Origin of the sequence: Agromyces bracchium (assembly GCF_009709675.1) — a bacterium.
GTDB lineage: Bacteria > Actinomycetota > Actinomycetes > Actinomycetales > Microbacteriaceae > Agromyces > Agromyces bracchium.
The window spans coordinates 109029-133086 of the sequence record NZ_WMLB01000042.1; the positions used below are offsets into that span (position 1 = coordinate 109029).

At 72.1% G+C, this 24058-nt stretch carries 20 protein-coding genes and 1 pseudogene; 14 read left to right on the forward strand and 7 right to left on the reverse strand.

What is annotated here, in order from left to right; all coding sequences use genetic code 11:
- Positions 1-17 precede the first annotated feature (17 nt).
- Positions 18-1049: a LacI family DNA-binding transcriptional regulator gene (locus GJ743_RS17530; protein WP_328289318.1), complete on the forward strand. Its 1032-nt coding sequence runs from the start codon at positions 18-20 to the stop codon at positions 1047-1049.
- Positions 1050-1436: 387 nt separating this feature from the next.
- Positions 1437-4100, forward strand: coding sequence for a DEAD/DEAH box helicase (locus tag GJ743_RS17535; RefSeq protein ID WP_155053185.1), 2664 nt, complete (start codon positions 1437-1439; stop codon positions 4098-4100).
- 106 nt (positions 4101-4206) lie between these two features.
- On the opposite strand, the gene GJ743_RS17540 is transcribed toward GJ743_RS17535, so the two are convergent.
- Complete coding sequence (locus GJ743_RS17540) at positions 4207-5181, reverse strand: EamA family transporter (protein WP_155053186.1); 975 nt, start codon at positions 5179-5181, stop codon at positions 4207-4209.
- Positions 5182-5424: 243 nt separating this feature from the next.
- Between GJ743_RS17540 and GJ743_RS17545 the strand changes: the two genes are divergently transcribed.
- The 4 genes from GJ743_RS17545 (at position 5425) to GJ743_RS17560 (ending at position 9699) form a co-directional block, all read left to right on the forward strand.
- The gene (locus GJ743_RS17545; protein ID WP_155053187.1) at positions 5425-7428 is read left to right on the forward strand and encodes a bifunctional metallophosphatase/5'-nucleotidase; all 2004 of its coding nucleotides are present in this window, start codon (positions 5425-5427) and stop codon (positions 7426-7428) included.
- An 81-nt stretch (positions 7429-7509) separates the two neighbouring features.
- On the forward strand, positions 7510-8127 hold the full coding sequence (locus GJ743_RS17550) for a hypothetical protein (RefSeq protein WP_155053188.1): 618 nt from the start codon (positions 7510-7512) through the stop codon (positions 8125-8127).
- Positions 8128-8224: 97 nt separating this feature from the next.
- A complete protein-coding gene (locus GJ743_RS17555; protein ID WP_155053189.1) occupies positions 8225-8962 on the forward strand; it encodes a YcnI family protein in 738 nt (245 codons plus the stop codon).
- A gap of 5 nt (positions 8963-8967) precedes the next feature.
- Positions 8968-9699: a copper resistance CopC family protein gene (locus GJ743_RS17560; protein ID WP_155053190.1), complete on the forward strand. Its 732-nt coding sequence runs from the start codon at positions 8968-8970 to the stop codon at positions 9697-9699.
- Positions 9700-9735: 36 nt separating this feature from the next.
- Here the strand turns inward: GJ743_RS17560 and GJ743_RS17565 are convergent, their stop codons facing one another.
- Positions 9736-10434 carry an SDR family NAD(P)-dependent oxidoreductase gene (locus GJ743_RS17565; protein ID WP_155053191.1) on the reverse strand — a complete coding sequence of 233 codons (699 nt, stop codon included), beginning with the start codon at positions 10432-10434 and terminating at the stop codon, positions 9736-9738.
- Positions 10435-10727: 293 nt separating this feature from the next.
- Here GJ743_RS17565 and recQ point away from each other — a divergent pair, with 293 nt between their 5' ends.
- The 4 genes from recQ (at position 10728) to GJ743_RS17585 (ending at position 15993) form a co-directional block, all read left to right on the forward strand.
- Complete coding sequence (gene recQ / locus GJ743_RS17570) at positions 10728-12599, forward strand: DNA helicase RecQ (RefSeq protein WP_155053247.1); 1872 nt, start codon at positions 10728-10730, stop codon at positions 12597-12599.
- Positions 12600-12783: 184 nt separating this feature from the next.
- Positions 12784-13188 carry a hypothetical protein gene (locus tag GJ743_RS17575; RefSeq protein WP_155053192.1) on the forward strand — a complete coding sequence of 135 codons (405 nt, stop codon included), beginning with the start codon at positions 12784-12786 and terminating at the stop codon, positions 13186-13188.
- Positions 13189-13252: 64 nt separating this feature from the next.
- The gene (locus GJ743_RS17580) at positions 13253-13687 is read left to right on the forward strand and encodes a hypothetical protein (protein ID WP_155053193.1); all 435 of its coding nucleotides are present in this window, start codon (positions 13253-13255) and stop codon (positions 13685-13687) included.
- A gap of 179 nt (positions 13688-13866) precedes the next feature.
- Positions 13867-15993 carry an acyl-CoA dehydrogenase family protein gene (locus GJ743_RS17585; protein ID WP_155053194.1) on the forward strand — a complete coding sequence of 709 codons (2127 nt, stop codon included), beginning with the start codon at positions 13867-13869 and terminating at the stop codon, positions 15991-15993.
- Between the two features lie 61 nt (positions 15994-16054).
- Here the strand turns inward: GJ743_RS17585 and GJ743_RS17590 are convergent, their stop codons facing one another.
- The 3 genes from GJ743_RS17590 to GJ743_RS17600 form a co-directional block, all read right to left on the reverse strand.
- Positions 16055-16261: an HPP family protein gene (locus GJ743_RS17590; RefSeq protein WP_155053195.1), complete on the reverse strand. Its 207-nt coding sequence runs from the start codon at positions 16259-16261 to the stop codon at positions 16055-16057.
- Positions 16262-16353: 92 nt separating this feature from the next.
- Entirely contained in the window at positions 16354-17370 is a 1017-nt protein-coding gene (locus GJ743_RS17595) for a malate dehydrogenase (RefSeq protein ID WP_155053196.1), read from the reverse strand.
- Positions 17371-17394: 24 nt separating this feature from the next.
- A complete protein-coding gene (locus GJ743_RS17600; RefSeq protein WP_155053197.1) occupies positions 17395-17889 on the reverse strand; it encodes a DUF427 domain-containing protein in 495 nt (164 codons plus the stop codon).
- Positions 17890-18010: 121 nt separating this feature from the next.
- On the opposite strand from GJ743_RS17600, the pseudogene pip reads away from it, so the two are divergent.
- From pip to GJ743_RS17615, 3 genes and pseudogenes are all read left to right on the forward strand, one after another.
- Positions 18011-18970: pseudogene (gene pip / locus GJ743_RS17605) on the forward strand (prolyl aminopeptidase); the annotation flags it as partial.
- A gap of 486 nt (positions 18971-19456) precedes the next feature.
- Positions 19457-20335 (forward strand): KPN_02809 family neutral zinc metallopeptidase, encoded by an 879-nt coding sequence (gene ypfJ, locus GJ743_RS17610; RefSeq protein WP_155053198.1) that lies wholly within the window; start codon positions 19457-19459, stop codon positions 20333-20335.
- A complete protein-coding gene (locus GJ743_RS17615; protein ID WP_155053199.1) occupies positions 20335-21084 on the forward strand; it encodes an alpha/beta hydrolase in 750 nt (249 codons plus the stop codon). Before ypfJ ends, GJ743_RS17615 begins: the two co-directional genes overlap by 1 nt.
- A 62-nt stretch (positions 21085-21146) precedes the next feature.
- Here the strand turns inward: GJ743_RS17615 and GJ743_RS20300 are convergent, their stop codons facing one another.
- Positions 21147-22784, reverse strand: a complete 1638-nt coding sequence (locus tag GJ743_RS20300) for a LuxR C-terminal-related transcriptional regulator (RefSeq protein WP_196217048.1) — start codon at positions 22782-22784, stop codon at positions 21147-21149.
- Positions 22785-22939: 155 nt separating this feature from the next.
- Here GJ743_RS20300 and GJ743_RS17625 point away from each other — a divergent pair, with 155 nt between their 5' ends.
- Positions 22940-23335, forward strand: coding sequence for a hypothetical protein (locus GJ743_RS17625; RefSeq protein ID WP_155053201.1), 396 nt, complete (start codon positions 22940-22942; stop codon positions 23333-23335).
- Between the two features lie 14 nt (positions 23336-23349).
- On the opposite strand, the gene GJ743_RS17630 is transcribed toward GJ743_RS17625, so the two are convergent.
- Positions 23350-24048, reverse strand: a complete 699-nt coding sequence (locus GJ743_RS17630; protein WP_155053202.1) for an alpha/beta fold hydrolase — start codon at positions 24046-24048, stop codon at positions 23350-23352.
- Positions 24049-24058 lie beyond the last annotated feature (10 nt).

Below are 24058 nucleotides of genomic sequence, written 5' to 3' on the forward strand. Positions count from 1 at the left end.
ACCCGGACGGAGGAGATGTGAGCGATTCGGCACAGGCGAACGGGGCGCGCCGGCGCCCGGGGGGCGCCGCGACGATCTACGACGTCGCCGAACTCGCCGGGGTGAACCCGTCGACCGTGTCGCGTGCGCTCGGCAAGCCCGGTCGGGTGAGCGCGGCGACCGAGGCGCGCGTCCGGGCCGCTGCCGAGCAGTTGCACTTCCGGATGAACCCGATGGCGCGCGCGCTCCCGACGGGTCGCACGAACACGCTCGCGCTCGTCGTCGCCGACATCACGAACCCCGTCATCTTCGGCATCGTCCGAGGCGCCGAGCAGGCGGCGAGCGCCGCGGGATGCACCCTCGTCGTGGCCGAGTCGCAGGAGTCGGGTGAGGCCGAGGGGACCGTGGTCGACCGACTCATGCCGGGGGTCGACGGCATCGTCCTCGCGACCACGCGCCTCGCGTCGGAGCGGATCACCGACATCGCCGGCCGCACCCCGGTCGTCCTGATCAACCGCGCCGTCGACGGCGTGCCGAGCGTGCTGCCGGATGTCGCGACGGGCGTGCGTGAACTCGTCGGCCATCTCGCCGGTCTCGGCCACACGTCGCTCGCGTACCTCTCCGGCCCCACGACCTCGTGGGTGAGCGAACGGCGGTGGGAGGCGCTCCTCGACGAGGCCGAGCGCCTCGAGCTGGGCCTCGTCGAGATCGGGCCGAACCCGCCGACGATCGAGGGCGGCGTCGCCGCCTACCGTCGCGCGCTCGCGTCGCGAGCGACGGCGGTCCTCGCGTTCAACGACCTCATGGCGATCGGCTTCATGCAGGAGGCCGCACGCAACGGCGTCGTCGTGCCCGATGCGCTGAGCGTCGCCGGCTTCGACGACATCTTCGGCAGCGAGCTCATCTCGCCGGCGCTGACCACGGTGCGCGCCCCGCTCGTGCTCGCGGGCCAGCTGTCGGTGCAGCGGCTCCTGCGACGAATCGAGGGCGACGAGACGGATGCCGCGGGGGAGCAGCTGCTCGGCACCGAGCTCGTCGTGCGCGGCTCCACGGCCCCGCCGCCGTCCTGACGCAGGCCGGACCGGCAGCTTCAGGGCTACCCCTGATGCCCGCCTCGCACGCCGTCCGTAGCGTTGATCCCGGTCGCGCACCGCGGACACGCAGGGGGAACTGTCACCGCGGGGCCGACCGGAGAGCCGGCCGCGCTGGAACCCCACCCGAAGGGGCCGCGCAGGCCGGCTCCCCCCGATCCGGCCGTGCGGCCGGCGCCTTGGGGGAGGCGCCGCCCGCACGGCGTCGGGGGACGGCCGACACGTCCGGGGCCTCCCCGCACCGAGAAGTCACTCATGCACGGTCCGACCCTGCATCTGGCGACTTCTCGAATCACTGCGTGACAGCTCGTCCCGACGAGCACGCCGAGCGGGCGCCGACGCGCCCCATGCGGCAGACTCGAACGGATGACCCCCACCCTGCTCGAGGCCGCCCCGCGCCCGTACGACCCCGACGCCATGTACGACGCGTTCGTCGACTGGGCCGACGGCCGCGGCTTCGCGCTCTACCCCGCACAGGACGAGGCGGTCATCGAGCTCGTATCGGGCGCGAACGTGATCCTGTCGACGCCCACGGGCACGGGCAAGTCGCTCGTCGCGGTCGCGGCGCACGCGGCATCCGTCGCCCGCACCGCCGCCGACCGCGACGCGGGCCGGCCGTGGGGCCGCACCTACTACACCGCGCCGATCAAGGCGCTCGTGAGCGAGAAGTTCTTCCAGCTCGTCGAGATCTTCGGCGCGTCGAACGTCGGCATGGTCACGGGCGACAGCTCGGTCAACTCCGACGCGCCGATCATCTGCTGCACGGCCGAGATCCTCGCGAACCTCGCGCTGCGCCAAGGGGCGGATGCCGCGGTCGACCAGGTCGTCATGGACGAGTTCCACTACTACGGCGACCCCGATCGCGGGTGGGCGTGGCAGGTGCCGCTGATCACGCTGCCGCACGCGCAGTTCGTGCTGATGTCGGCCACGCTCGGCGACGTGACCGCGATCGCCGACGACCTGGCCCGCCGCACGGCTCGCGAGACCGCGCGCGTGACCGGCGTCGAGCGCCCTGTTCCGCTGCACTTCTCGTACGCGAAGACGCCCGTGCAGGAGACCGTCGAGGAGCTCCTCGAGACGAAGCAGGCGCCCGTCTACATCGTGCACTTCTCGCAGGCCGCCGCCATGGAGCGCGCCCAGGCGCTCTCCTCGATCCGCGTCGTCACGCGCGAGCAGCGCGACGAGATCGCCGAGGCGATCGGCGGGTTCCGCTTCACGACCGGCTTCGGCAAGATCCTCTCGCGGCTCGTGCGCGCGGGCATCGGCGTGCACCACGCGGGCATGCTGCCGCGCTACCGGCGCCTCGTCGAGACGCTCGCGCAGCGCGGCCTGCTGCGCGTCATCTGCGGCACCGACACGCTCGGAGTCGGCATCAACGTGCCCATCCGGTCGGTGCTCATCACCGCGTTGTCGAAGTACGACGGGCAGCGGATGCGGCAGCTCTCCGCGCGCGAATTCCACCAGATCGCGGGGCGGGCGGGCCGTGCCGGCTACGACACCGCCGGCACCGTCGTCGTGCTCGCGCCCGACCACGAGATCGAGAACGAGACCGCGATCCGCAAGGCGGGCGACGACCCGAAGAAGCTCAAGAAGATCGTCCGCAAGAAGCCGCAGGCCGGGTTCGTGACGTGGGGCGAGGGGTCGTTCGAGCGCCTCGTCGACGCCGAGCCCGAGCCCCTTGTGCCGCAGTTGACGCTGACGGCCGCGATGCTGATCAACGTCGTCGGTCGCGGCGGCGACGTCGTCGTCGGCATCCGCTCGCTCGTCTTCGACAACCACGAGTCGCGGACCCGGCAGTACGAGCTCGCACGGCGCGCGCTCGGGATCCTCCGCACGCTCCGCGACGCGGACGTCGTCGAGATCCTCCCCGCCGCGAGCGGTTCCGGCTCCTCCACCTCGACGACTGCGCGGATCCGCGACGAGCGCGCGGCCGCATCGCCGCGCACCGGTCGCGAAACCGCGCACCTGAGTGAGGGCGGCGGCGCCGGGCTCGGCGTCGAGCTCAGGCTCATGGTCGACCTGCAGCCGAACTTCGCGCTGAACCAGCCGCTGTCGCCGTTCGCGCTCGCCGCGATCGAGCTGCTCGACCCGAAGACCAGCGAGCAGGGCACCGGCCACTACTCCCTCGACGTCGTGTCGATCATCGAATCGACGCTCGACGACCCCCGCCCCATCCTCTCCCAGCAGCAGTACAAGGCGCGCGGCGAGGCGGTCGCGGCCATGAAGGCCGACGGCATCGAGTACGACGAGCGGATGGCGCTGCTCGAGGAGGTCACCTGGCCGAAGCCGCTCGACGAGCTGCTCGCGCACGCGTTCGAGACCTTCGCGTCGAGCCAGCCGTGGGTGCGCGACTTCGAGCTCAGCCCGAAGTCGGTCGTGCGCGACATGTTCGAGCGAAGCATGTCGTTCGGCGAGTACGTGTCGTACTACCAGCTGCAGCGCAGCGAGGGCCTCGTGCTCCGCTACCTGTCCGACGCGTTCCGCGCCATCCGCCAGACGGTGCCCGACGAGCACAAGGACGAGGAGCTCCTCGACCTCATCGAGTGGCTCGGCGAGCTCGTGCGCCAGGTCGACTCGAGCCTCGTCGACGAGTGGGCCGAGCTCGTCGACCCGAGCGCGCACCTCCCCGAGGACGAAGCGCCGGTCGTGCCGCCCGCGCCCCCGTCGGTCGTCACGAACCGCCGCGCGTTCACGGTGCTCGTGCGCAACGAGCTCTTCCGCCGGGTGCAGCTGGCGGCGCTCGAGCGCGACGAGGAGCTCGCCGAGCTCGACCCCGACGTCGGCTGGCCCGACGTGCTCGACCGCTACTACGACGAGCACGACGACCTCCTCACGGGCGGGCCCGCGCGCTCGCCGCGGCTCGTGACGATCGATGAGACGGATGCCGCGAGCGGCACCTGGCGCGTCGAGCAGGTGATCGATGACCCCGCGGGCCACCACGACTGGCGGATCCGCGGTGAGGTCGACCTCGAGGCGTCGGCCGAGGAGGGCACCGCCATCGTGCGGATCAGCGAGGTCGTGCGGATCTGACGCGGGCGGGCTCCGGCTCACCGGGAGGCGCGTCCCCGTGGGGCGCGCGTCGCCGTCCGAGTGCGGCGAGCCGCCGATCAGTGCGGCGCCGGGCGCTCGCTCGTCGTCATGCCAGCGCGAGCAGACCGGCGGCGGCGAGCGCGAGGGCGAGCCCGGCCCACTGCACGGGCGCGATGCGCTCGCGCAGCACGATCGCGGCGAGAAGGATCGTGCCCGCCGGGTACATCGCGCCGAGAACCGCCGCCACGGCGAGGTCGCCGGCGCGGATGCCGAGGAGCAGGAGCACGTTCGCCGTGGCGTCGACCACGCCGCACGCGAGCGCGAGTGCGAGGGCCGTCCGCAGCGCGCCGACGCGCGTCGCGCCGGACCCCGCGGGCCCCGAGGCATCCGTCGCCGCGGCGCGATCGGCGGCCGAGCTCGAGCCATCGGACGCACCCGATCGGGCGATCCCGACCGCAAGCACGGCGGATCGGGCGCGCAGCGCGGCGAACACGGTCAGCGCACCGAACGCGGCGAACAGGACCGTCGCCGCGACGACGCGGTTGGCGACGAGCGGCACCACGCCCGAGGCATCCGTCGTGTGGGAGATCGCGATGTAGTACGCGCCGATCGCGAGGCCGGAACCGATGGCGAGCAGCAGGCCGCGCGCACTCGGCCGCACCGCGCCGCGCTCGGGCACGAAGCCGACGAGGACGACCGCGACGAGCGCGACGCCGATGCCCCAGACGCCGAGCGGTCCGAAGCGCTCGGCGCCCACGAGCGTGCCCCACAGCATCGGCGTGATCGCCGACATCAGTGCGGTGAGCGGGGAGAGGATGCTCATCGGGCCGATCGCGAGGCACGCGTAGAGCAGGGCGATCGCCACCGCGCCGATCACGCCCGAGAGCGCGCCCCAGCCGACGTCGGCGGAGGTCCAGGTGCCGCCGAGCACGGGCAGTGCGGCGAGCATCGTGACGAGGCCCGCGACGGAGGCGATGGCCGTGGCGAGCAGCGCGCCCAGGCGACGTGCGGCGAGGCCGCCGAGGAAGTCCGCCGCGCCGTAGACGATCGCGCCGGAGAGCGAGAGGACCGCAGTGAGCATCGTCGTCAAGCCTAGGTGGGACCGCCCACCGTTGCTCATCTGAGCATGAGCCGTTGCTCATCCGAGCAAAATCGGCCGATTCGTTGAACGCCGCATGACGAGTGGGTCAAGTCCCTTCCCTCGGCGCAGGGCCCGCCATAGGGTCGGATCAGTGCCTGCCCGAACCCGGGGCGGTCACGTGCGACGCCGGGGGAGCGCAACGGCCGGTCTCCCGCATCCGTCCCTTGCAGAGGAGATCACGCAATGCAGCAACGTTCCCCCGGTGCGGCTCGGTCCCGCGCCACGTCCGCCACGCGCACTCGTCGGCGCGCGGCAGCCGGCGCGCTCGCCGGCGCCACCGTGCTCGCGCTCGCCCTCGGCGGTGCGCTGTCCGCCCAGGCCGCGCCGTCCCCGAAGGGCCAGGAGGCCCGCTCGGTCGACATCAACCTCTTCACGGTGAACGACTTCCACGGTCGCATCGAGCAGTCGGGCACCGCCGCGGGCATCGCCCGGCTCGCGAGCGCGGTCGACCACTTCCGGGCCCAGAACTCGAACACCGTGTTCGCCGCAGCCGGAGACATGATCGGCGCATCGACGTTCACCTCCTTCATCCAGGACGACGTGCCCACGATCGAGGCCCTCAACGCCGCGGGCCTCGACGTCAGCTCCGTGGGCAACCACGAGTTCGACAAGGGCTTCTCCGACCTCACCGACCGCGTGATGCCGCTCGCCGACTTCGAGTACCTCGGCGCGAACATCTACGACAAGGCCACCGGCGAGGTCGCGCTTCCCGAGTACTGGCTCGCGAAGTTCCAGGGCGTCACCATCGGCTTCGTCGGCGCGGTCACCGACGAACTCCCGTCGCTCGTGAGCCCGTCGGGCATCGAGGACATCACGGTCGGCAGCCCCGTCGACGCGGCGAACCGCGTCGCCGACGAGCTCAGCGACGGCAAGAAGGGCAACGGCGAGGCCGACATCGTCATCATGCTCGTGCACGAGGGCGCCGCCACGACGAGCGTCGAGTCGGCGACCGACCCGAACAGTCGGTTCGGCGACATCGTCCTGAACGCGAACGACAACATCGACGCGATCGTCTCGGGCCACACGCACCTGCCGTACAACCACGTGATCGACGGTCGCCCCGTCATCTCGAGCGGCCAGTACGGCGAGCGGTTCAGCAACATGGAGATCAGCTACGACCGCGCGACGAAGTCCATCACCAAGATGGAGAACACGCTCTACACGATGGCGACCGCGTTCGACGCGAACAACAACGTGACGGCATGGCTGTACGAGCCCGACCCCGAGATCGTGCCGATCGTCAGCGAGGCCACCGCGATCGCGAACGAGCTCGGCAACGTGGTGATCGGCGACGCGTCGGCGGCGTTCAACCGGGCGCAGCGTCCGGGCATCGTCAACGGCGCGCCCGCGCTGGTCGAGAACCGCGGCGGCGAGTCGACGCTCGGCAACCTCGTGGCGGATGTGCAGCTGTGGGCCCTCGAAGCCGATGGGACGCGCGAGGTGGACATCACGTTCATGAACCCGGGCGGGCTCCGCGCCGACATCAACGCCGGCGAGACGACCTACCGCGAGGCCGCGAACGTGCAGTCCTTCGCGAACACGCTCGTCACGCTCGACCTCACCGGTGCGCAGATCAAGGGCGTCCTCGAGGAGCAGTGGCAGCCTGCCGGCGCGTCACGTCCGTTCCTCAAGCTCGGCGTCAACGAGGGGCTCGCGTACACGTACGACCCGACCGCCGCACAGGGCTCCCACATCACCGAGATCTTCCTCGACGGCATGGCGCTCAACCCGGCGGCGACGTACTCGGTCGGCGTCAACTCGTTCCTCGCCTCGGGCGGCGACAACTTCGTCACCTTCCGCGACGGCGTGAACAAGGCCGACAGCGGCAAGATCGACCTCGAGGCCATGGTCGACTACTTCGAGACGTTCGACACCGTGTCGCCCGACTACGCCCAGCGCGCGGTCGGCGTCGACGTCGTGAGCGTCGCGGGCGGTCAGGCCACGGTCGCCCTCTCGTCGCTCGACTTCAGCACGACCGAGCCGAAGGCGGGCACCGTCACGGTCTCGTTCGAGGGCGGCGACATCACGACGGTCGCGGTCGACCCGTCCTTCCCGGACCCGGCGACCTTCGACGAGATCGGCCGCGCGTCGGTGACGTTCGCGATCCCCGCGGCAGCGACCGCGGACTCGCGCTTCGTCATCACGACGCCGACCGGCACGTCGAGCTCGTTCACGCTCCCGCTGTGAGCTGAGTCGCCTCGACCAGGGAACGGCCCCGGGCATCGCCCGGGGCCGTTCCGGCGTCCCCGGGCCGGTTAGGCTGTTCGCGTGACTTCCCGGGGTGCACGCGCGGCGCGCGGCGCGGCCATCGCCGCGTTCGCGGTGTTCGCCGCATCCCTCGCGCACACCGTGGGCGGCGGCACGCCGCCCGGCCCGGTCGCGCTCGCCCTGTCGTTCGCCTTCTCGGTCCCGGTCGCGATGCTCCTCATCGGCGGGCGGATGCCGCTGCTGCGCGCCTCCGTCGCCGCACTCGTCGCCCAGGCCGCCCTGCACCTGCTCTACTCGGTCGGCACGGCCGGAGCCGGCGGCGCCGTGGCAACCGTGGACTCGCACGCACTGCACGCGGGCGCCACCATCCCGCTCGACGCGTTCGTCGCCGTCGACCACGGCCACGCGGCCATGCCCGTGGCGCACGTGGCGGCCGCCGCGCTCACCGTCGCGTTCCTCGCAGTGCTCGGCCGGTCGGCGGCCGCCGTCGCCGCCGTGGGCGGCGCGCTCGCGCGCGGCATCCGCCTGCTCGTCGCCGCCGTCGCCGGGGCGCCGCGGCCCGCGCGGGGCGACGCTCGGCCGCCGGTCTCCCGCCGCGACGGCCCGCCCCGTCTCGGCATCCTCGTCCTCTCCTCACTCCGGCATCGGGGTCCACCCACCGCGCTCGCGGCCGCCTGAGCGGTCACGACCCCGAATCCGTTCGCGCCGACGCGCCGAACCACTGCCGACGATCACGGCAGCGCGTCCGCGCACCCCGTTGGAGAAGAAGACACCGATGCGATCCATCACCCGCACCACCGCTGCCGCCGCAACCGCCCTCGGCGCCGGCACCCTGCTCGCCCTCGCCGCGCCCGTCGCTGCGCAGGCCCACGTTTCCGTGACCCCGAGTTCGACCGCGGCCGGCTCGTACGCCGTGCTCGAATTCGCCTCCGGGCACGGCTGCGACGGCTCGCCGACCACGTCGTACACCGTCGAGATCCCCGAGTCGATCCTGTCGGTGACCCCGACCCTGAAGCCCGGCTGGGAGGTCGAGAAGGTCATGGTCGAGCTCGACGAGCCGGTCGAGGGTGCGCACGGCGACGTCGTCGCCGAGCGCGTCGGCCAGGTCGTGTACACGGCCGCGACGCCGCAGCCCGACGGCTACCGCGAGACCTTCCAGGTCCAGGTCCTGCTGCCCGAGGACGCCGCGGGCGAGCGCCTCGAGTTCCCCGTGCTGCAGTCGTGCGCCGAGGGGGAGAACGACTGGAGTGAGTCGGCCGCCGACGGCGCGGAGCCCGAGATGCCCGCCCCGGCGATCGAGGTCGCCGGGGCGACGGACGACGCGCACGGCCACGGCGACGCCGACGCCGAGGAGGCGTCGGACGAGCACGCCGACGCGCACGAGGCCGAGGAGACCGCGGCCACGCAGGGCTCTGTGGACGTCGTCGGCCGGGTGCTCGGCATCGCCGGCCTCGCCGTGGGGGCGGCCGGCCTCACCGTCGCGATCCTCGCGCGCCGTGGGAAGAAGGCCTGACGCTCATGTCGCGCCGGAGCATCCAGCTCGCCGTGGCCGGGGCGGCGTTCGCCGCCCTGGCCGCGGTGGCCGGGCCCGCCGTGCCCGCGTTCGCCCACAACACGGTGGTCGCGATCTCGCCCGACGGCGAGGAAGCGGTCACCGAGCAGCCGGGCACCGTCTGGCTCGAGACCAACGACGCGCTGCTCGATGCGGAGGGCGCCGCGGCCATGGACGTCGTCGGCCCCGACGGCCGGCACTACGCCACGCAGTGCGCCACCGTCGACGGGCCGGTCGCGAGCGTCGCGGCCGAACTCGGCGAACCGGGCGAGTACACCGTCGTCTGGCGGGTCGTCTCGGCCGACGGACATCCGATCTCGGGCGACTTCGACTTCGATTGGGAACCCGCCGAGGGTGAGCCCATCGCCGAGGGAGCCGACGAGTCGCCGTGCGCCGACGCCACGGCCGCGGCCGACGACTCCGACGAGGGGGGAGACGCCGATGCCTCCGCGAACGGCGTCGCTCAGGACCTCGTGTGGATCGGAGTCGGCGTGCTGGCGGTCGCCGTCGCCGCCGCGGTCGCGTTCCTGTTCGTCCGCCGCACGTCGCGCGGTGCCGTGGCCGACGGTGACTCGCCGCAGGGCGGCTCGACGGACCCTGCCGACGGACCTGATCCCGACGACGGGCCGGAGGCCTCGCACGGGCCTGACCCCGACGAAGCGCCGGACCCCTCCGACGGGCCGGAGCCCCGCGGCTGACGCCTGCGCTGCCGTTCGACGCGCGTCGGCGCCGTTTCAGGCGCCCGCGAACGCGTCGGGCGGCAGCGCGGTCGCGCCCTCCTCGATCGCGCGCACGAGCCGGTCGGCGACCGCTGCGGGGTCGTGCCCCCGCGGGAAGCGGGGCGGGGTTCCGAAGAGCGGGCGCTCCGCGAGCCCGGTCTCGGTGTGGCCGGGGCGGGCGTCGACCAGGCGGATGCCGCTGCGCCGGAGTTCGCGGCCGGCGGCCGCGACGTACGCCGCGAGCGCGGCCTTCGAGGCCGAGTAGCTCGCGAGACCGGCGGTGGGGAGCTCCGAGACGATGCCCGAGATCGTGAGCACCATCGGCTCGTTCCCCTCGGCCGCCGACTGCAGCAGGCTCGGCAGGGCCACCGAGATGATGCGCATCGGGGCGAGGGCGTTCACGGTGAACATGGTCTCGAGATCCTGCCCGGACGTCTCGGCCACGCCGTCGAACCCGACGACCCCCGCGGCGACGACGATCGCGTCGAGTCCCCCGAGCGCCGCGACGGCGCGCTCGACAATCGCCTCGGGAGCGTCTACGTCGGTGAGGTCGATCGCGACCGTCGCGTCGCCCGCCCGCCCGTCGAGCCGCGACGCGTCGCGGCCGTGGAGCACGAGTCGAGCTCCCCGCTCGGCGAGGCGCTCGGCGATCAGCGTTCCGAGCACCCCGGTGGCCCCGACCACGAGGATGCGCGCCTGCTCGATGCGGGTCATGGACGCGAGCCTAGGTGGCGACTGCGGCGGCGCCGACGGTTCACAGGAGACTCGCACGCCCGACCCGTCCTCCCCGTGAGTCGTGCGCGGCCCGGAGTGCGATGGCCGCCGAGGCTGTCCGTACCGCCGGGTAGGGTCGACGGGTGACCTGGAGCGAGCACCCCGAACCCGCCGGCGCGCCCCCGTGGGCCGACGAGGTCCCGTGGGACCCGGACGAGCTCGCGCCGCCCGACGACGAGTGGGCGCCCCCGCCTCCCGTCGATGCGGTCGGTCGTCCCGGCGACGGTGAGCGGATGCCGCCGGCCGGAGCCGTGGCCGCCGCGCCGGCACGTTTCGGCACGGCGCTCGAGGCCCTCCGCACGGTCTACGGCTACGACGGGTTCCGCGGTGAGCAGGCCGCGATCATCGAGCACGTCGCGGCCGGCGGCGACGCAGTGGTGCTCATGCCCACGGGCGGCGGCAAGAGCCTCTGCTACCAGGTGCCGGCGTTGCTGCGCGAGGGCACCGGCGTCGTCGTCTCGCCGCTCCTCGCGCTCATGCACGACCAGGTCGACGCGCTCGTGCGCAACGGCGTGCGTGCGGGCTACCTCAACTCGTCCCAGTCGCCCGCAGAACGGGCCACGGTCGAGCGCGCCTACCTCGCGGGCGAGCTCGACCTGCTGTACGTCGCGCCCGAGCGGCTCGGGTCGGAGCAGACGAAGCGCTTCCTCGAGCGCGGCACGATCGCGCTCTTCGCGATCGACGAGGCGCACTGCGTCGCGCAGTGGGGGCACGACTTCCGCCCCGACTACCTGGCCCTCGCCGAGCTCGCCGAGCGCTGGCCCGACGTGCCGCGCATCGCGCTCACCGCCACCGCGACCGAGGCGACCCATCGCGAGATCACGACGCGGCTCTCGCTCGGCGAGGCACGTCATTTCGTCTCGAGCTTCGACCGGCCGAACATCCAGTACCGCATCGCGCCGAAGCTCGACGTGCGACGGCAGCTGCTCGACTTCGTCCGCACCGAGGGTCGCGACGCCGACGGTCACCCGGTGGCCGGCATCGTCTACGCGCTCTCGCGCGCGAGCACCGAGAAGTTCGCCGCGTTCCTCGCCGCGAACGGCGTCGATGCGATGCCGTACCACGCCGGGCTCGACGCCGAGACGCGCCGCCGGACGCAGGAGCGCTTCCTCCGCGAAGACGGCGTGGTCGTCGTCGCCACGATCGCCTTCGGCATGGGCATCGACAAGCCCGACGTCCGGTTCGTCGCCCACGTCGACCTGCCGAAGTCGGTCGAGGGCTACTACCAGGAGACCGGCCGCGCGGGACGCGACGGCCTGCCGTCGACGACCTGGCTCGCGTACGGACTGCAGGACGTCGTGCAGCAGCGCCGGATGATCGACGAGAGCCCCGGCGACCTCGCGCACCGACGCCGGCTCGCGTCGCACCTCGACGCGATGCTCGCGCTCTGCGAGACCGTGCAGTGCCGTCGCCAGAACCTCCTCGCGTACTTCGGCGAGCAGAGCGCGCCGTGCGGCAACTGCGACACCTGCCTCGAGCCTCCGGCCTCGTGGGATGGCACGGTCGCCGCGCAGAAGCTCATGTCCACGATCGTCCGCCTCCAGCGCGAACGAGGGCAACGGTACGGCGCCGGGCACCTCGTCGACATCCTGCGTGGCAAGCGCACGGCACGCGTCGAGCAGTACGGCCACGACTCGCTCGCGACGTGGGGAATCGGCGACGACCTCTCCGAGGCGCAGTGGCGGGGGGTCGTGCGCCAGCTGCTCGCGCAGGGCCTCCTGCAGACGGTCGGCGAGTACGGCGTGCTGACGCTGACGGATGCCTCGGCCGCCGTCCTCTCGGGCGCGCGACAGGTCTCGTTCCGCACCGAACCCGAGCGTGCGGTGCGTGCCTCGCGCTCGGGCCGGGCAGCGGCCCCGGCCGCGGCCGAGCTCGAGCCGCGCGATGCGGAGCTGTTCGAGGCGCTGCGCGCCTGGCGCGCCTCCGAGGCCCGTGAGCAGGGGGTTCCCGCCTACATCGTCTTCGGCGACGCCACCCTCCGCGCGGTCGCGGTGCGCCGACCCACCGGCATCGCCGACCTCGACGGCATCACGGGCATCGGCGCGAAGAAGCTCGACGCCTACGGCGAGGCCCTCGTGCGGGTCGTGGCCGAGCACGCAGGCTGAGCCGCGCGCCGTCGATCCGCCTCGGGCGGGCGGTCGCGCGAGCGCCGTCGCACCGGGAGAGCGCGAGCCGCGGCATCCGCCCCGTTCACGACACGTGCGGCGCGACCCTCGCGCTCGCAGCGCCGCCGTCGCTAGCATCAGGGCCAGGAGCCGTCACGGCGGCGGCGCGGATTCGGGGGAGCGCATGTCCACAGCACAGGGAAGCCGGCCGGTCACGATCACGATCATCGGGGTCCTGGCGTTCATCGCCGGGGCGATCGACATGATCTCCGGCGTGGTCCTCTTCTTCCTCCTCGCGGTGCCCGAGGTCGTCGACGGCTTCGGAGGGACCGGGCAGCTCATCACGGCCGCGATCGCGTCGATCATCGTCGGCCTGATCACCGCGGTGCTCGCGGGCGGCCTGCTGCGCGGCAGCCAACCCGCTCGCCTGATCGTGACGGTGCTCCAGGTCATCTCGATCATCGGGTCGCTGTTCCTCGCGGTCGCGTACCTCGGCATCCCCGTCGGCGAGTGGATCGGCCTGGCGATCTCCGCCGTGGTCGTGATCCTGCTCTGGACGCCGAAGGCGAGCGCCTTCTTCACGCGCTGACGAGGACCGTGACGACGACCGTGACGACGACCGTGACGACCGAACGACGAAACGAGGAGGACGCATGAGTGGACAGGGCATCGAGGGGGTCCGCCGACCTGCGGCGGTGACGGTCGTCGGCGCGCTCGTCTGGGTGAACGCCGCGCTCGACCTGGTGGCGGGCTTCTTCCTGCTGACGCTCGCGACGATCGGGGGCGACGACGCCGCGACGCGCTCGACGTGGGCGATCATGGGCTCGGTCTCGCTCGTCCTCGGCGCGATCGCCGCCATCGTCGCGTTCGGGCTCATGCGCGGCAACTCCGTGGCGCGCATCGCGATCACGGTCATCGAGGTGTTCTCCATCATCGCCTCGGTGAGTGCTGCGATCCTCAATCCGACGAGTGCCGTCAACGAGATCGTGAGCGCCCTCATCGCGGTCGCGATCCTCCTCCTGCTGTGGTCGGGCGAATCGACCCGCTTCTTCCGCGGGCTGGCGCCCGATCAGCCCTCGGAGCCGTGATCCGGGCGGAACCTTGTCGATGTTCCAAGAGCGAACGACGGTCGGTTTGTAGGGTTCCCCAACCGGGCTCGGATGCCGCGATCCGGCGTTTGTAGGCGACGAACGCAGTTCTCGGTGCGCCCCGGCGTCCGCCGTACCGTGAGAGAAGCCCTATCCCGCGTACGAAGGACGAACCGACGATGGTCGACACGGCATCCCGAACCGACGCCACTCCTGCGCCCACGGCCGAGCGCCCCGGCACCCCGGAGCGCGCGGCGGCGGTCACTCCCGCGAACACCCCGATCGACGCGAGCGCTGCGCCCGTCGTCGACGTCGATGCGCTCGCGCGCCAGCTCCTCGGCACCTGGCCCGAGGCCCGACTCGCCGCGCGCAAGCGTGCGGCGCAGCCCGAGTACCAGCGCATCGACGGGCAGTCCATGGCCGAGCACCGCGAACGCGTCCTCGGCCAGCTGAAGCTGCTCGTCGAGTCGGGTGCCGTGCACAAGGCGTTCCCGAAGGGACTCGGCGGCGAGGACGACCACGGCGGCAACATCGCCGCCTTCGAGGAGCTCGTGCTCGCCGACCCCAGCCTGCAGATCAAGTCGGGCGTGCAGTGGGGGCTCTTCGGTGCGGCGGTGCTGCACCTCGGCACCGAGAAGCACCACGAGAAGTACCTTCCCGGCATCATGAGCCTCGAGGTGCCCGGTGCCTTCGCCATGACCGAGACCGGCCACGGCTCCGACGTCGCCGCCATCGGCACCACCGCGACCTACGACCCCGAGAACGAGGAGTTCGTCCTGGACACGCCGTTCCGCGGCGCCTGGAAGGACTACCTCGGCAACGCGGCGCTGCACGGCATCGCCGCGGTCGTGTTCGCCCAGCTCATCACCAAGGGCGTCAACCACGGCGTGCACGCGTTCTACGTGCCGCTGCGTGACGAGACCGGCGCGTTCCTCCCCGGCATCGGTGGTGAGGACGACGGCCTGAAGGGCGGCCTCAACGGCATCGACAACGGGCGCCTCCACTTCACCGACGTCCGCGTGCCGCGCGAGGACCTGCTCGACCGCTACGGTTCCGTGGCCGCCGATGGCACCTACTCGAGCCCGATCTCGAGCCCCGGTCGCCGGTTCTTCACCATGCTCGGCACGCTCGTGCAGGGGCGCGTCTCTCTCGACGGCGCGGCGACGCTCGGGAGCGCGATGGGGCTCGCGATCGCGATCACCTACGGCACGCAGCGCCGCCAGTTCAACGCCGGCAGCGACACCGACGAGGAGGTGCTGCTCGACTACCAGCGCCACCAGCGCCGCCTGCTGCCGAAGCTCGCGACGACGTACGCGCAGGTCTTCGCGCACGACGAGTTCCTCGTCAAGTTCGACGCCGTGTTCTCGGGCGAGGCCGACACCGACGACGACCGCCAGGACCTCGAGACCATCGCGGCGGCGCTGAAGCCGCTGTCGACCTGGCACGCGCTGGAGACGCTGCAGGAGGCCCGCGAGGCCTGCGGCGGCGCCGGCTTCCTCGCCGAGAACCGCCTGGTCGGGCTCCGCCAGGACCTCGACATCTACGTCACGTTCGAGGGCGACAACAACGTCCTCCTCCAGTTGGTCGCCAAGCGCCTGCTCACCGACTTCTCGAAGCAGTTCGCGAAGGCGGATGCCGGTGCGATGGCGCGCTACGTCGTCGCACAGGCGGCCGACCGCGCCTACCACGGGACGGGCCTGCGTCGCCTCGCGCAGACCGTCGCCGACTTCGGCTCGACGGCGCGTTCGGTCCACGAGCTCCGCGACGAGGAGACGCAGCGGGAGCTCCTCACCGACCGGGTCGAGGCCATGATCAGCGAGATCGCGGGTCGCCTCCGCGACGCCCGCAAGCTGTCGAAGGCCGAGCAGGCGGCGCTCTTCAACCGCAACCAGAACGAGCTCATCGAGGCGGCCCGCGCCCACGGCGAGCTGCTCCAGTGGGAGGCGTTCACGCGCGGCATCGCCCGCACCGAGGACGCGGGTACGAAGCAGGTCCTCACCTGGCTCCGCGACCTCTTCGGCCTCGGCCTCCTCGAGAAGCACCTCTCGTGGTACCTCATCCACGGCCGCCTCTCGCCGCAGCGTGCGCAGGCCGTGACCGCGTACATCGACCGTCTCGTCGAGCGCCTCCGCCCGTACGCGCTCGACCTCGTCGACGCCTTCGGCTTCGCGCCCGAGCACCTGCGGGCCTCGATCGCGTCGGGCGCCGAGCAGGCGCGTCAGGACGAGGCGCGAGCGCACTATGCGGCCCAGCGCGCGGCGGGCACGCTCCCGACGCCGGAGAAGACCGAGAAGCACAAGCGGTAGGCGGGTGGAACGCGGACGGGCCGGGCGCGCAGCGCCCGGCCCGTCGTCGTGTGCGGCGGCGTCAGCGGCGCGTGGAGCGCTGCGAGCCCTCGTCGTCCCCGGGCGGCTTCATGATGGCCCCGGCGGCGAGTCCGACCGCGAGTCCCGCGGCGAGCCACAGCCAGAACCCGGTCCAGAGGCTCACGACGAGTCCGATGATGAGCCCGACGACGAGGCCGACGATCAGCTGGCGTCGACGTGCGGGTGAGAGCGGTTCGCGTGCGGGCATGCTGCCAGCGTAGGCGGTGACGTCGCGACGGCCGCGATCGCTCGAGCAGAGGGCGACGGATGCCTCGCGGCGGGCCGCGGCATCCGTCGCCGTCAGATCAGGCCGAGCGCCCGCACGGCCTCGCGCTCGTCGACGAGCTCCGCGACGGACGCGTCGATCCGCTCGCGCGCGAACGCGTCGACGCCGAGGCCCTCGACCACCGACCACGCGCCGCCCTCCGCCACGACCGGGAACGACGAGATCACGCCCTCGGCGACGCCGTACTCGCCGTTCGACCAGATCGCCGCGCTCGTGCGCCCGCGTTCGCCGGTGCCGAGCATCCAGTTGCGCATGTGGTCGATCGTCGCGGACGCCGCCGACGCGACCGACGACGAACCTCGCACCTCGATGATCTCGGCCCCGCGCCGGGCCACGCGCGGGATGAAGTGGTCGGCGAGCCACTCGTGGGCGGCATCCGTTCCGCCCAGGCGGGCCGCGAGCAGGGCGGGCACGGGGTCGCCGTCGGCGGTCGCGTGCGCGACGTCCGGGAACTGCGTCGCCGAGTGGTTGCCCCAGATGGTGACCCCCCGGATGCCGCCGACCGGGGTGGACACGGCGGCGGCGAGCTGCCCGAGCGCGCGGTTGTGGTCGAGGCGCGTGAGCGCCGTGAAGCGCTCGTTCGGTACGTCCGGGGCGTGCGACGCGGCGATGAGGGCGTTCGTGTTCGCCGGGTTGCCGACGACCACGACGCGGACGTCGTCGGCCGCGTGGTCGTTGATCGCCCGTCCCTGCGGGCCGAAGATGCCGCCGTTCGCCTCGAGCAAGTCGCCGCGCTCCATGCCCGCCGTGCGCGGCCTGGCGCCGACGAGGAGGGCGGCGTTCGCGCCCTCGAACGCGACGGCCGGGTCGGCCGTCACCTCCACGTGCGCGAGGAGCGGGAACGCGGAGTCCTGCAGCTCGAGCGCCGCGCCCTCCGCCGCGCGCAGGCCCTGCGGGATCTCGAGGAGGTTCAGGCGCACGGCGGTGTCGGGGCCGAGCAGTGCGCCCGAGGCGATGCGGAACAGCAGCGCGTAGCCGATCTGCCCCCCGGCGCCGGTGATGGTGATCGTGACCGGTCTGCTGCGGCTCATGGGCACGAGCCTACGCCGCGGGCGTCACCAGCCCATGGTGCCCGGCGCGCCCTTCACGGGACCCGCGACGATCGAGGTGATCCAGCCGCCGTAGAAGCCGCCGGGCTGGGGGAGCACGCGCTCGCCGTCGACGGTGCAGGCGTCCATCGGCCCGGCGTACACGGCGACGCGGTCGCGAAGTCCTTCGAAGCCGGGCGAGGGCGACGGGTAGTTCCACGCGGCGCGGTGCGCCATCCGGCCGCCGCCGACCACGTCGAAGTACCTCGCCGCGCCCTTGAACTCGCAGAACGATGCCCCCGCGGTCGGCACCAGCGCGCCCGAGGCGAACGCGTCGATCGGCAGGTAGTAGACCGGCGGATGACTCGTCTCGAGGACCCGCACGACATCACGGGTGTCGACGACACGCTCGCCGCCGAACTCGATCACGACGCGCGCGTCGAGGGGCTCGGCACGCGGCGGGCGCGGGTAGTCCCACACGGACTCCTGGCCGGGGCCGACCGGGTCTGGGATCGGACGCATGAGCGCACGCTAGGCCGCGACGCTGGGAAGGCACCGACACCCTGCGAGCACGGATGCCGCGGCGGCGCGCCGCGCGCGCGGCATCCGCTCGTTCGCTAGCGTGAGCGGACAAGGGGGAACGATGAGGGAACTGTATCCGGAGATCGAGCCGCTCGAGACCGGCATGCTCGACGTCGGCGACGGTCAGCACATCTACTGGGAGGTCTCGGGCAACCGCGACGGCAAGCCGGTGGTGTTCCTCCACGGCGGGCCCGGCGGCGGCACGAACCCGGCGCACCGCCGCCTGTTCGACCCGGCGAAGTACCGGATCGTGCTGTTCGACCAGCGCGGGTGCGGCCTGTCGATCCCGCACGCCTCGGAACCCGGCGCGGTGCTGTCGGCCAACACGACCTGGCACCTCATCGCCGACATGGAGCGGTTGCGCGCGCACCTCGGCATCGATCGCTGGCAGGTGCTCGGCGGGTCGTGGGGCAGCGCCCTCGCGCTCGCCTACGCCGAGACCCACCCCGAGCGCGTGACCGAGATCATCCTGCGTGGCATCTTCACGCTGCGACGCCAGGAGCTCGACTGGTTCTACGAGGGCGGGGCGTCCGCGATCTTCCCCGACCTCTGGGAGGACTTCCTCGCGCCCGTGCCGATCGGCGAGCGCGTCCACCTCATCGACGCCTACCACCGCCTGCTGACCGACCCCGACCCGGCCGTGCACCAGCCGGCCGCGATCGCCTGGTCGCGGTGGGAGTCGTCGACCATCACGCTGCTGCCGCAGGCCGACACCATCGCGCGGTTCACCTCGCCCGAATACGCCACCGCATTCGCGCGCATCGAGAACCACTACTTCCGGCACGGCGGATGGTGGGAGGAGGGCCAGCTCATTCGCGACGCGCACCGGCTGCGCGACATCCCGGCCGTCATCATCCAGGGCCGCTACGACATGTGCACGCCCGTGATGACGGCGTGGGACCTGCACCGCGCCTGGCCCGAGGCCGACTTCCGGATCATCGACGACGCCGGCCACGCGTTCGACGAGCCGGGGATCCTCGACGCGCTCATCGGCGCGACGGACCGCTTCGCGGCCGACGCCGCCGCCACGCAGGGCTTCCTCGGAGCGGATGATGCCGGCGGCGCGGATGACGACGTCGACGAAGAGGGACGTGAGGAGCCCGAGGCGGAGTCCGAGCCTGAACCCGAGCCCTCGGGGGACGACGCGGACGACGTGGACGGCGAGCACTCCGACGAGGACGTCGAAGACGACGACGGCAGCCCGGATGATGGCGACTCGGACGATGACGATGACGATGACGACGACGAGTCGGACGACGATGACGACGACGAGTCGCACGACGACGATGATGATGACGAGGACGAGGACGAGGACGAGGACTCGGACGACGAGGACGACGAGGACTCGGACGACGAGGACGACGAGGACTCGGACGACGAGGACGATGACGACGACGACGCGGACGACGAGGACGACTGACCTCGGATCCGGCACACGAGCGTAGCCCCCGACGAAGACGAACGAAAGGCGGATGGCTCCGACGACCAGGCGCGGTAGTTTCGTGCCATGACGTTCAACCCGAAGGCCGACATCGGCAGCGGACGGACCTCGCGCCGCGGACGGAACACCGGCATCGCCGTCGGCGGCGGGCTCGGCGTCCTGGCACTCGTGCTGGTCGGCTCGTTCCTCGGCGTCGACCTGACCGGGCTCCTCGGCGGCTCCGGCGGCGGCACGACGAGCGAGGAGTCCACGCTCGAGCAATGCCAGTCCGGCCAGGACGCCAACGAGCAGATCGACTGCCGCATGAAGGGGGCGGATGCCTCGCTCGATGCGTATTGGTCGGAGGTGTCGTCGAGCATCGGCGTCGACTACGTGCGGCCGCAGGGCTTCATCCTCTTCAGTGACGCCGTCGCGACCGGATGCGGCAACGCGTCGTCGGCGACCGGGCCGTTCTACTGCCCGCCCGACCAGACGATCTACATCGACACCACGTTCTACGACCAGCTGGAGCAGCAGTTCGGGGCGGAGGGCGGCCCGCTCGCCGAGATGTACGTCGTCGCGCACGAGTACGGCCACCACATCCAGAACATCGCCGGCGTGCTCGACTCCACGCGCGACGGGCAGACCGGCCCGACCTCGAACGCCGTCCGTGTCGAGCTGCAGGCCGACTGCTTCGCCGGCGCGTGGGCGGGCGCCGCAGCGACGACCGAGGACGCGAACGGCGAGACGTTCCTCCAGCCCATCACCCGCGACGAGTACCAGCAGGCCATCGACGCGGCCGCGGCAGTCGGTGACGACCGGATCCAGGAGGCGACCCAGGGGCAGGTCACGCCGCACACGTTCTCGCACGGCACGAGCGAGCAGCGCGTGCGCTGGTTCGCGACCGGCTACGACGAGGGCGTCGGCGCCTGCAACACGTTCCAGGTCGACGGATCCCAGCTCTGATGCGTCGCGCAGGTGCCATCGGGCTGGGCGTGCTCGGTGCCGTCGCCATCGCGGTGGTCGTCTTCCTCGTCTGGGCGCACACCGTGTACGCGGGCGAACGCGAGCCGTCGCTCGACGCGTGGCGTTCGCCCGACCTGGCGATCAGCTCCACCGATGACGGGTTCCTTATCGAGCCGGCCGGTGGCGGCGCCGATCTCGGGCTCGTGTTCATCCCGGGGGCCAGGGTCGAGCCGAGCGCGTACCTCTACAAGCTCAGCGGCATCGTCGAGGAGACCGGGATCACGATCGTGGTCACTCACCCGACGCTCAACCTCGCATTCTTCGACACGCGACCCCTCGAGGCGTTCACCGCCGAGGCACCGGATGTCTCGCGGTGGCTCGTCGGCGGCCACTCGCTCGGCGGGGTGCGCTCGTGCCAGCTCGCAGAGGCCGCAGTGAACGGCGAGACCACCGACGTCGTCGGCATGGTGCTCTTCGGCAGCTACTGCGCGAGCGACCTGTCGGGCACCGACCTCGAAGTGCTCTCGCTCGTCGGCGAGTTCGACGGGCTGAGCACGCCCGAGAAGGTCGCGAGCGCCGCCCACCTGCTGCCGGCCGACGCCTCGACGGCACTCATCGAGGGAGCGAACCACGCCGCCTTCGGCGACTACGGTCCGCAGGCCGGAGACGGCGTCGCGACCGCGGACCGCGAGACCGTGCGCGACGAGATCTCGAGCGCTGTCGCCGACTTCCTCGGCAGGTCGACGTAGTCGACGTCGTGCATCGACGCGAGATCGCGTACGAACTGCGGGCCGTCGGCGAGACCGTCGCGTCATCCGATGAAACGGTGCTGGAGCGCGTAGGTCGCCGCCTCCGTGCGGGAGCCGACGCCGAGTTTGTGGAAGACGTTGGCGAGATGACGGTGCACGGTGCGCTCGCTCAGGAAGAGCTTCTCGGCGATCGCGCGATTGGTCAGACCCTGCACGACCAGGGTGAGCACCTCGAGTTCCCGCGCCGAGAGACCATGCGTCGGCTCGTCGGGCTCCCCGAGCAGGTGTCGGGCGAGGCCGAGTTCGTTGACCGCTCCGAGACTCGCGAACAGGTTCGCCGCCATTTCGAGCTCGAGCGCCGCACCCTCTTCGTCGTCCAGCGCCCGGCAGGCGCGCGCGATGAGCACGCCCGTGCGCGCGACGTCGTAGGGGGCGGCGAGGGCACGCCACGTCTCGGAGGCCCGCCGCAGGAGTCGCAGCGCTGCGGCCGGGTCGTCGTCCGACAGGGCCAGTACTCCGAGCGTCAGGTCGCGCTCCGCGCGGATCGCCGAGGAACCCATCGATTCGGCGACGTCTTCGAGTTCGGCGGCCCAGATCCGAGCGTCGTCCGTGGCTCCCGCGGCGAGCAGGACTTCGACGCCAGCAGGGAGCAGGTGTGCTCGGTCCGGAATACGCATCGCCTCGGCCAGGGCTCTGCGAATTCCGGCCTCGGCCCGGGTCGAGTCACCCTGCCGGAGCCGGAGCAGCGCGAGGCCGGGTTGGACGTTCTTCCCGAGTGCGACAGCGCGCCGGTACGCCGACTCCGCGGCATCGTCGTCGCCGAGCAGGCGGTGCGTCTCGCCCAGCTCGTACCACGCATGGCCTGCGACTCGGACGCCGTTGCCATCAGCGAGATCGCGAGCGGCTTCGTCCAGTTCGGCAAGTGCTCGGCGGACCTCACCGCGACGACGAAGGAGAACGGCGCGGTACACCCGGCAGTTGTCGAGGAACACGCCCGGCGGCGACGGTGGAAGCTCGGCCATCCATCTTTCGAGGGACAGTGCCCACTCGCCGGCGCGGGCGAGGTCGAGCGCCTCCTCCTCGCAGGTACCGATCCCGCTGCAGTAGAGGTTGCTGGTCGCTCGCGGCGACGTCTGGCCTGAGGTGACTCGCAGCATCGCTTCGTCGAGCGCGTCGAGCCCGGCGACGATCTGGCCCTCCTTCAGCAGGGATCGACCGGTGAGCATCGTCCCGTACGTCACGAGGTCGACGTCGTGCCCCTCCTTCCCCTGCGTGACAGCCTCGGTCAAGAGCATCCGCGCCTCGACGTACCGCTCCTCGGCCAGTCCGCGGTAGGCGTCGAGCACTCGGAGCCAGCCCGGTTCGCCGGCGTACAGTTCGTCCGTCAGATTCCGCACCCGGGCGACCCATCCGCTCGCCCGGGCCATCTCACCGCCATACAGGAACTCGGTGAACAACCAGAACGCCGCGGCCGCCGCGCGGTCGAGCTCACCGGCGGCGGCCCGGATGGTGAATCCACGCTCCAACGCCATCACGGCGTCGTCATGGCGTCCGCACATCTGCGCCGCCTCGCCGAGCAGGTCGAGGTCCTCGACGGCCAGTGGGGCCTCGTGGTCGGCGATGAGGAACAGCTCGCACGCGTCAGGCCAGCGTGCCTGCGAGTGCAATGCACGTGCTCGAGACACCGAGGTGCCCTCCACGCGCTCAGTCTGGCATCCCGCGGCCGCAGTGGGTAGGTCTACCCACAGCACCGTGCGCCGAATGGCCCCAACTGCCGATGACGTGAACGCACCCTCGCGCGAGGGTCGCATCGAGCCCGAATCGGCGGGCCGTTGCACCGGAGGGATGAGAAACCATGAACGAGCCGTTCATCTACATCGCGAGCTATCAGGTCAAGCCGGGCCTGCTCGACGCCGCTCGCAGGCGCGTCCGCGAGATCGCCGAACTGGTCGAGGAACGGGAACCACAGCTCAGCGCGTTCCACTTCTTCCTCGACGAATCGAGGCAGCGGGTGTTCATCGTGCAGGTGCATCCCGACGCCGACTCGATGGCGACCCATATGGCGGTGATCGCGGATCACCTCTCCGCGGCCTGGGACGAACTGGAGGTCGACGGCGCGCAGCGCATCGCGTGCGGTACCCCGCCCGATGCGATGCTGACGTACGACCTTGAGTTCGGTCTGGAGCTCGAGACGTACCCCACGCACCTCGCAGGCTTCACGCGGGGCGTGGAAGCCGGGACGCGCGCCTGACGGTCGAGCCTCGCTCAGCGGGCGATCGCCTGGGCGATCGCCCGGCCGAGTTCGGCCGGTCGTGTGAACTGGGGCCAGTGCCCCGTCGGCAGGTCGACGTAGTCGACCTGCCGCATCGAGGCGAGCTCGCGCACGAACGGCGCGCCGCCCGCGATCCACTCCTGGATCTGCGAGCTGGGGTACTCGCACGTGATGACGGTCGTCGGCACGTCGAGTCGGCGCTCGTCGGTGAGGCGCAGCGGGTCGGTCGCGACCGCGGCCGGCTCGGGGATCGCCCGCTCGCGGAACCGTCGGCGCAGGTCGTCGTCGAGGCCGGCGAGCATGCCCTCGCCGAACAGCGACCACTCGGGCAACGGGATCTCGTCGCCGACGACCGGCAGTTCGGTGTTGATGGCGTCGCCGTCGCCCATGGGCGCCGCGTCGACGTAGACGACCCGGGCGATGCGATCGGGTCGCGCGTCGGCGACGGCCTGCGCGACCGTGCCGCCGCCCGAGTGGCCGACGAGCACGACCCGCCCGTCGAGCCCGTCGACCAGGCGGGTCACCGCCGCGACGTGGTCGGCGAGCCCGATGCCGGCTCGGGTCGCGTCGGGCCCCTCGAGCCCCGGGAGGGTGACGGCGTGGACGCGGTGACCGCCCTCGTCGAGGGCCGGGGTCACCTCGCTCCACGAACTCGCATCGAGCCAGAAACCGGGGATGAGGATGACGTCCATGCCCTGAACG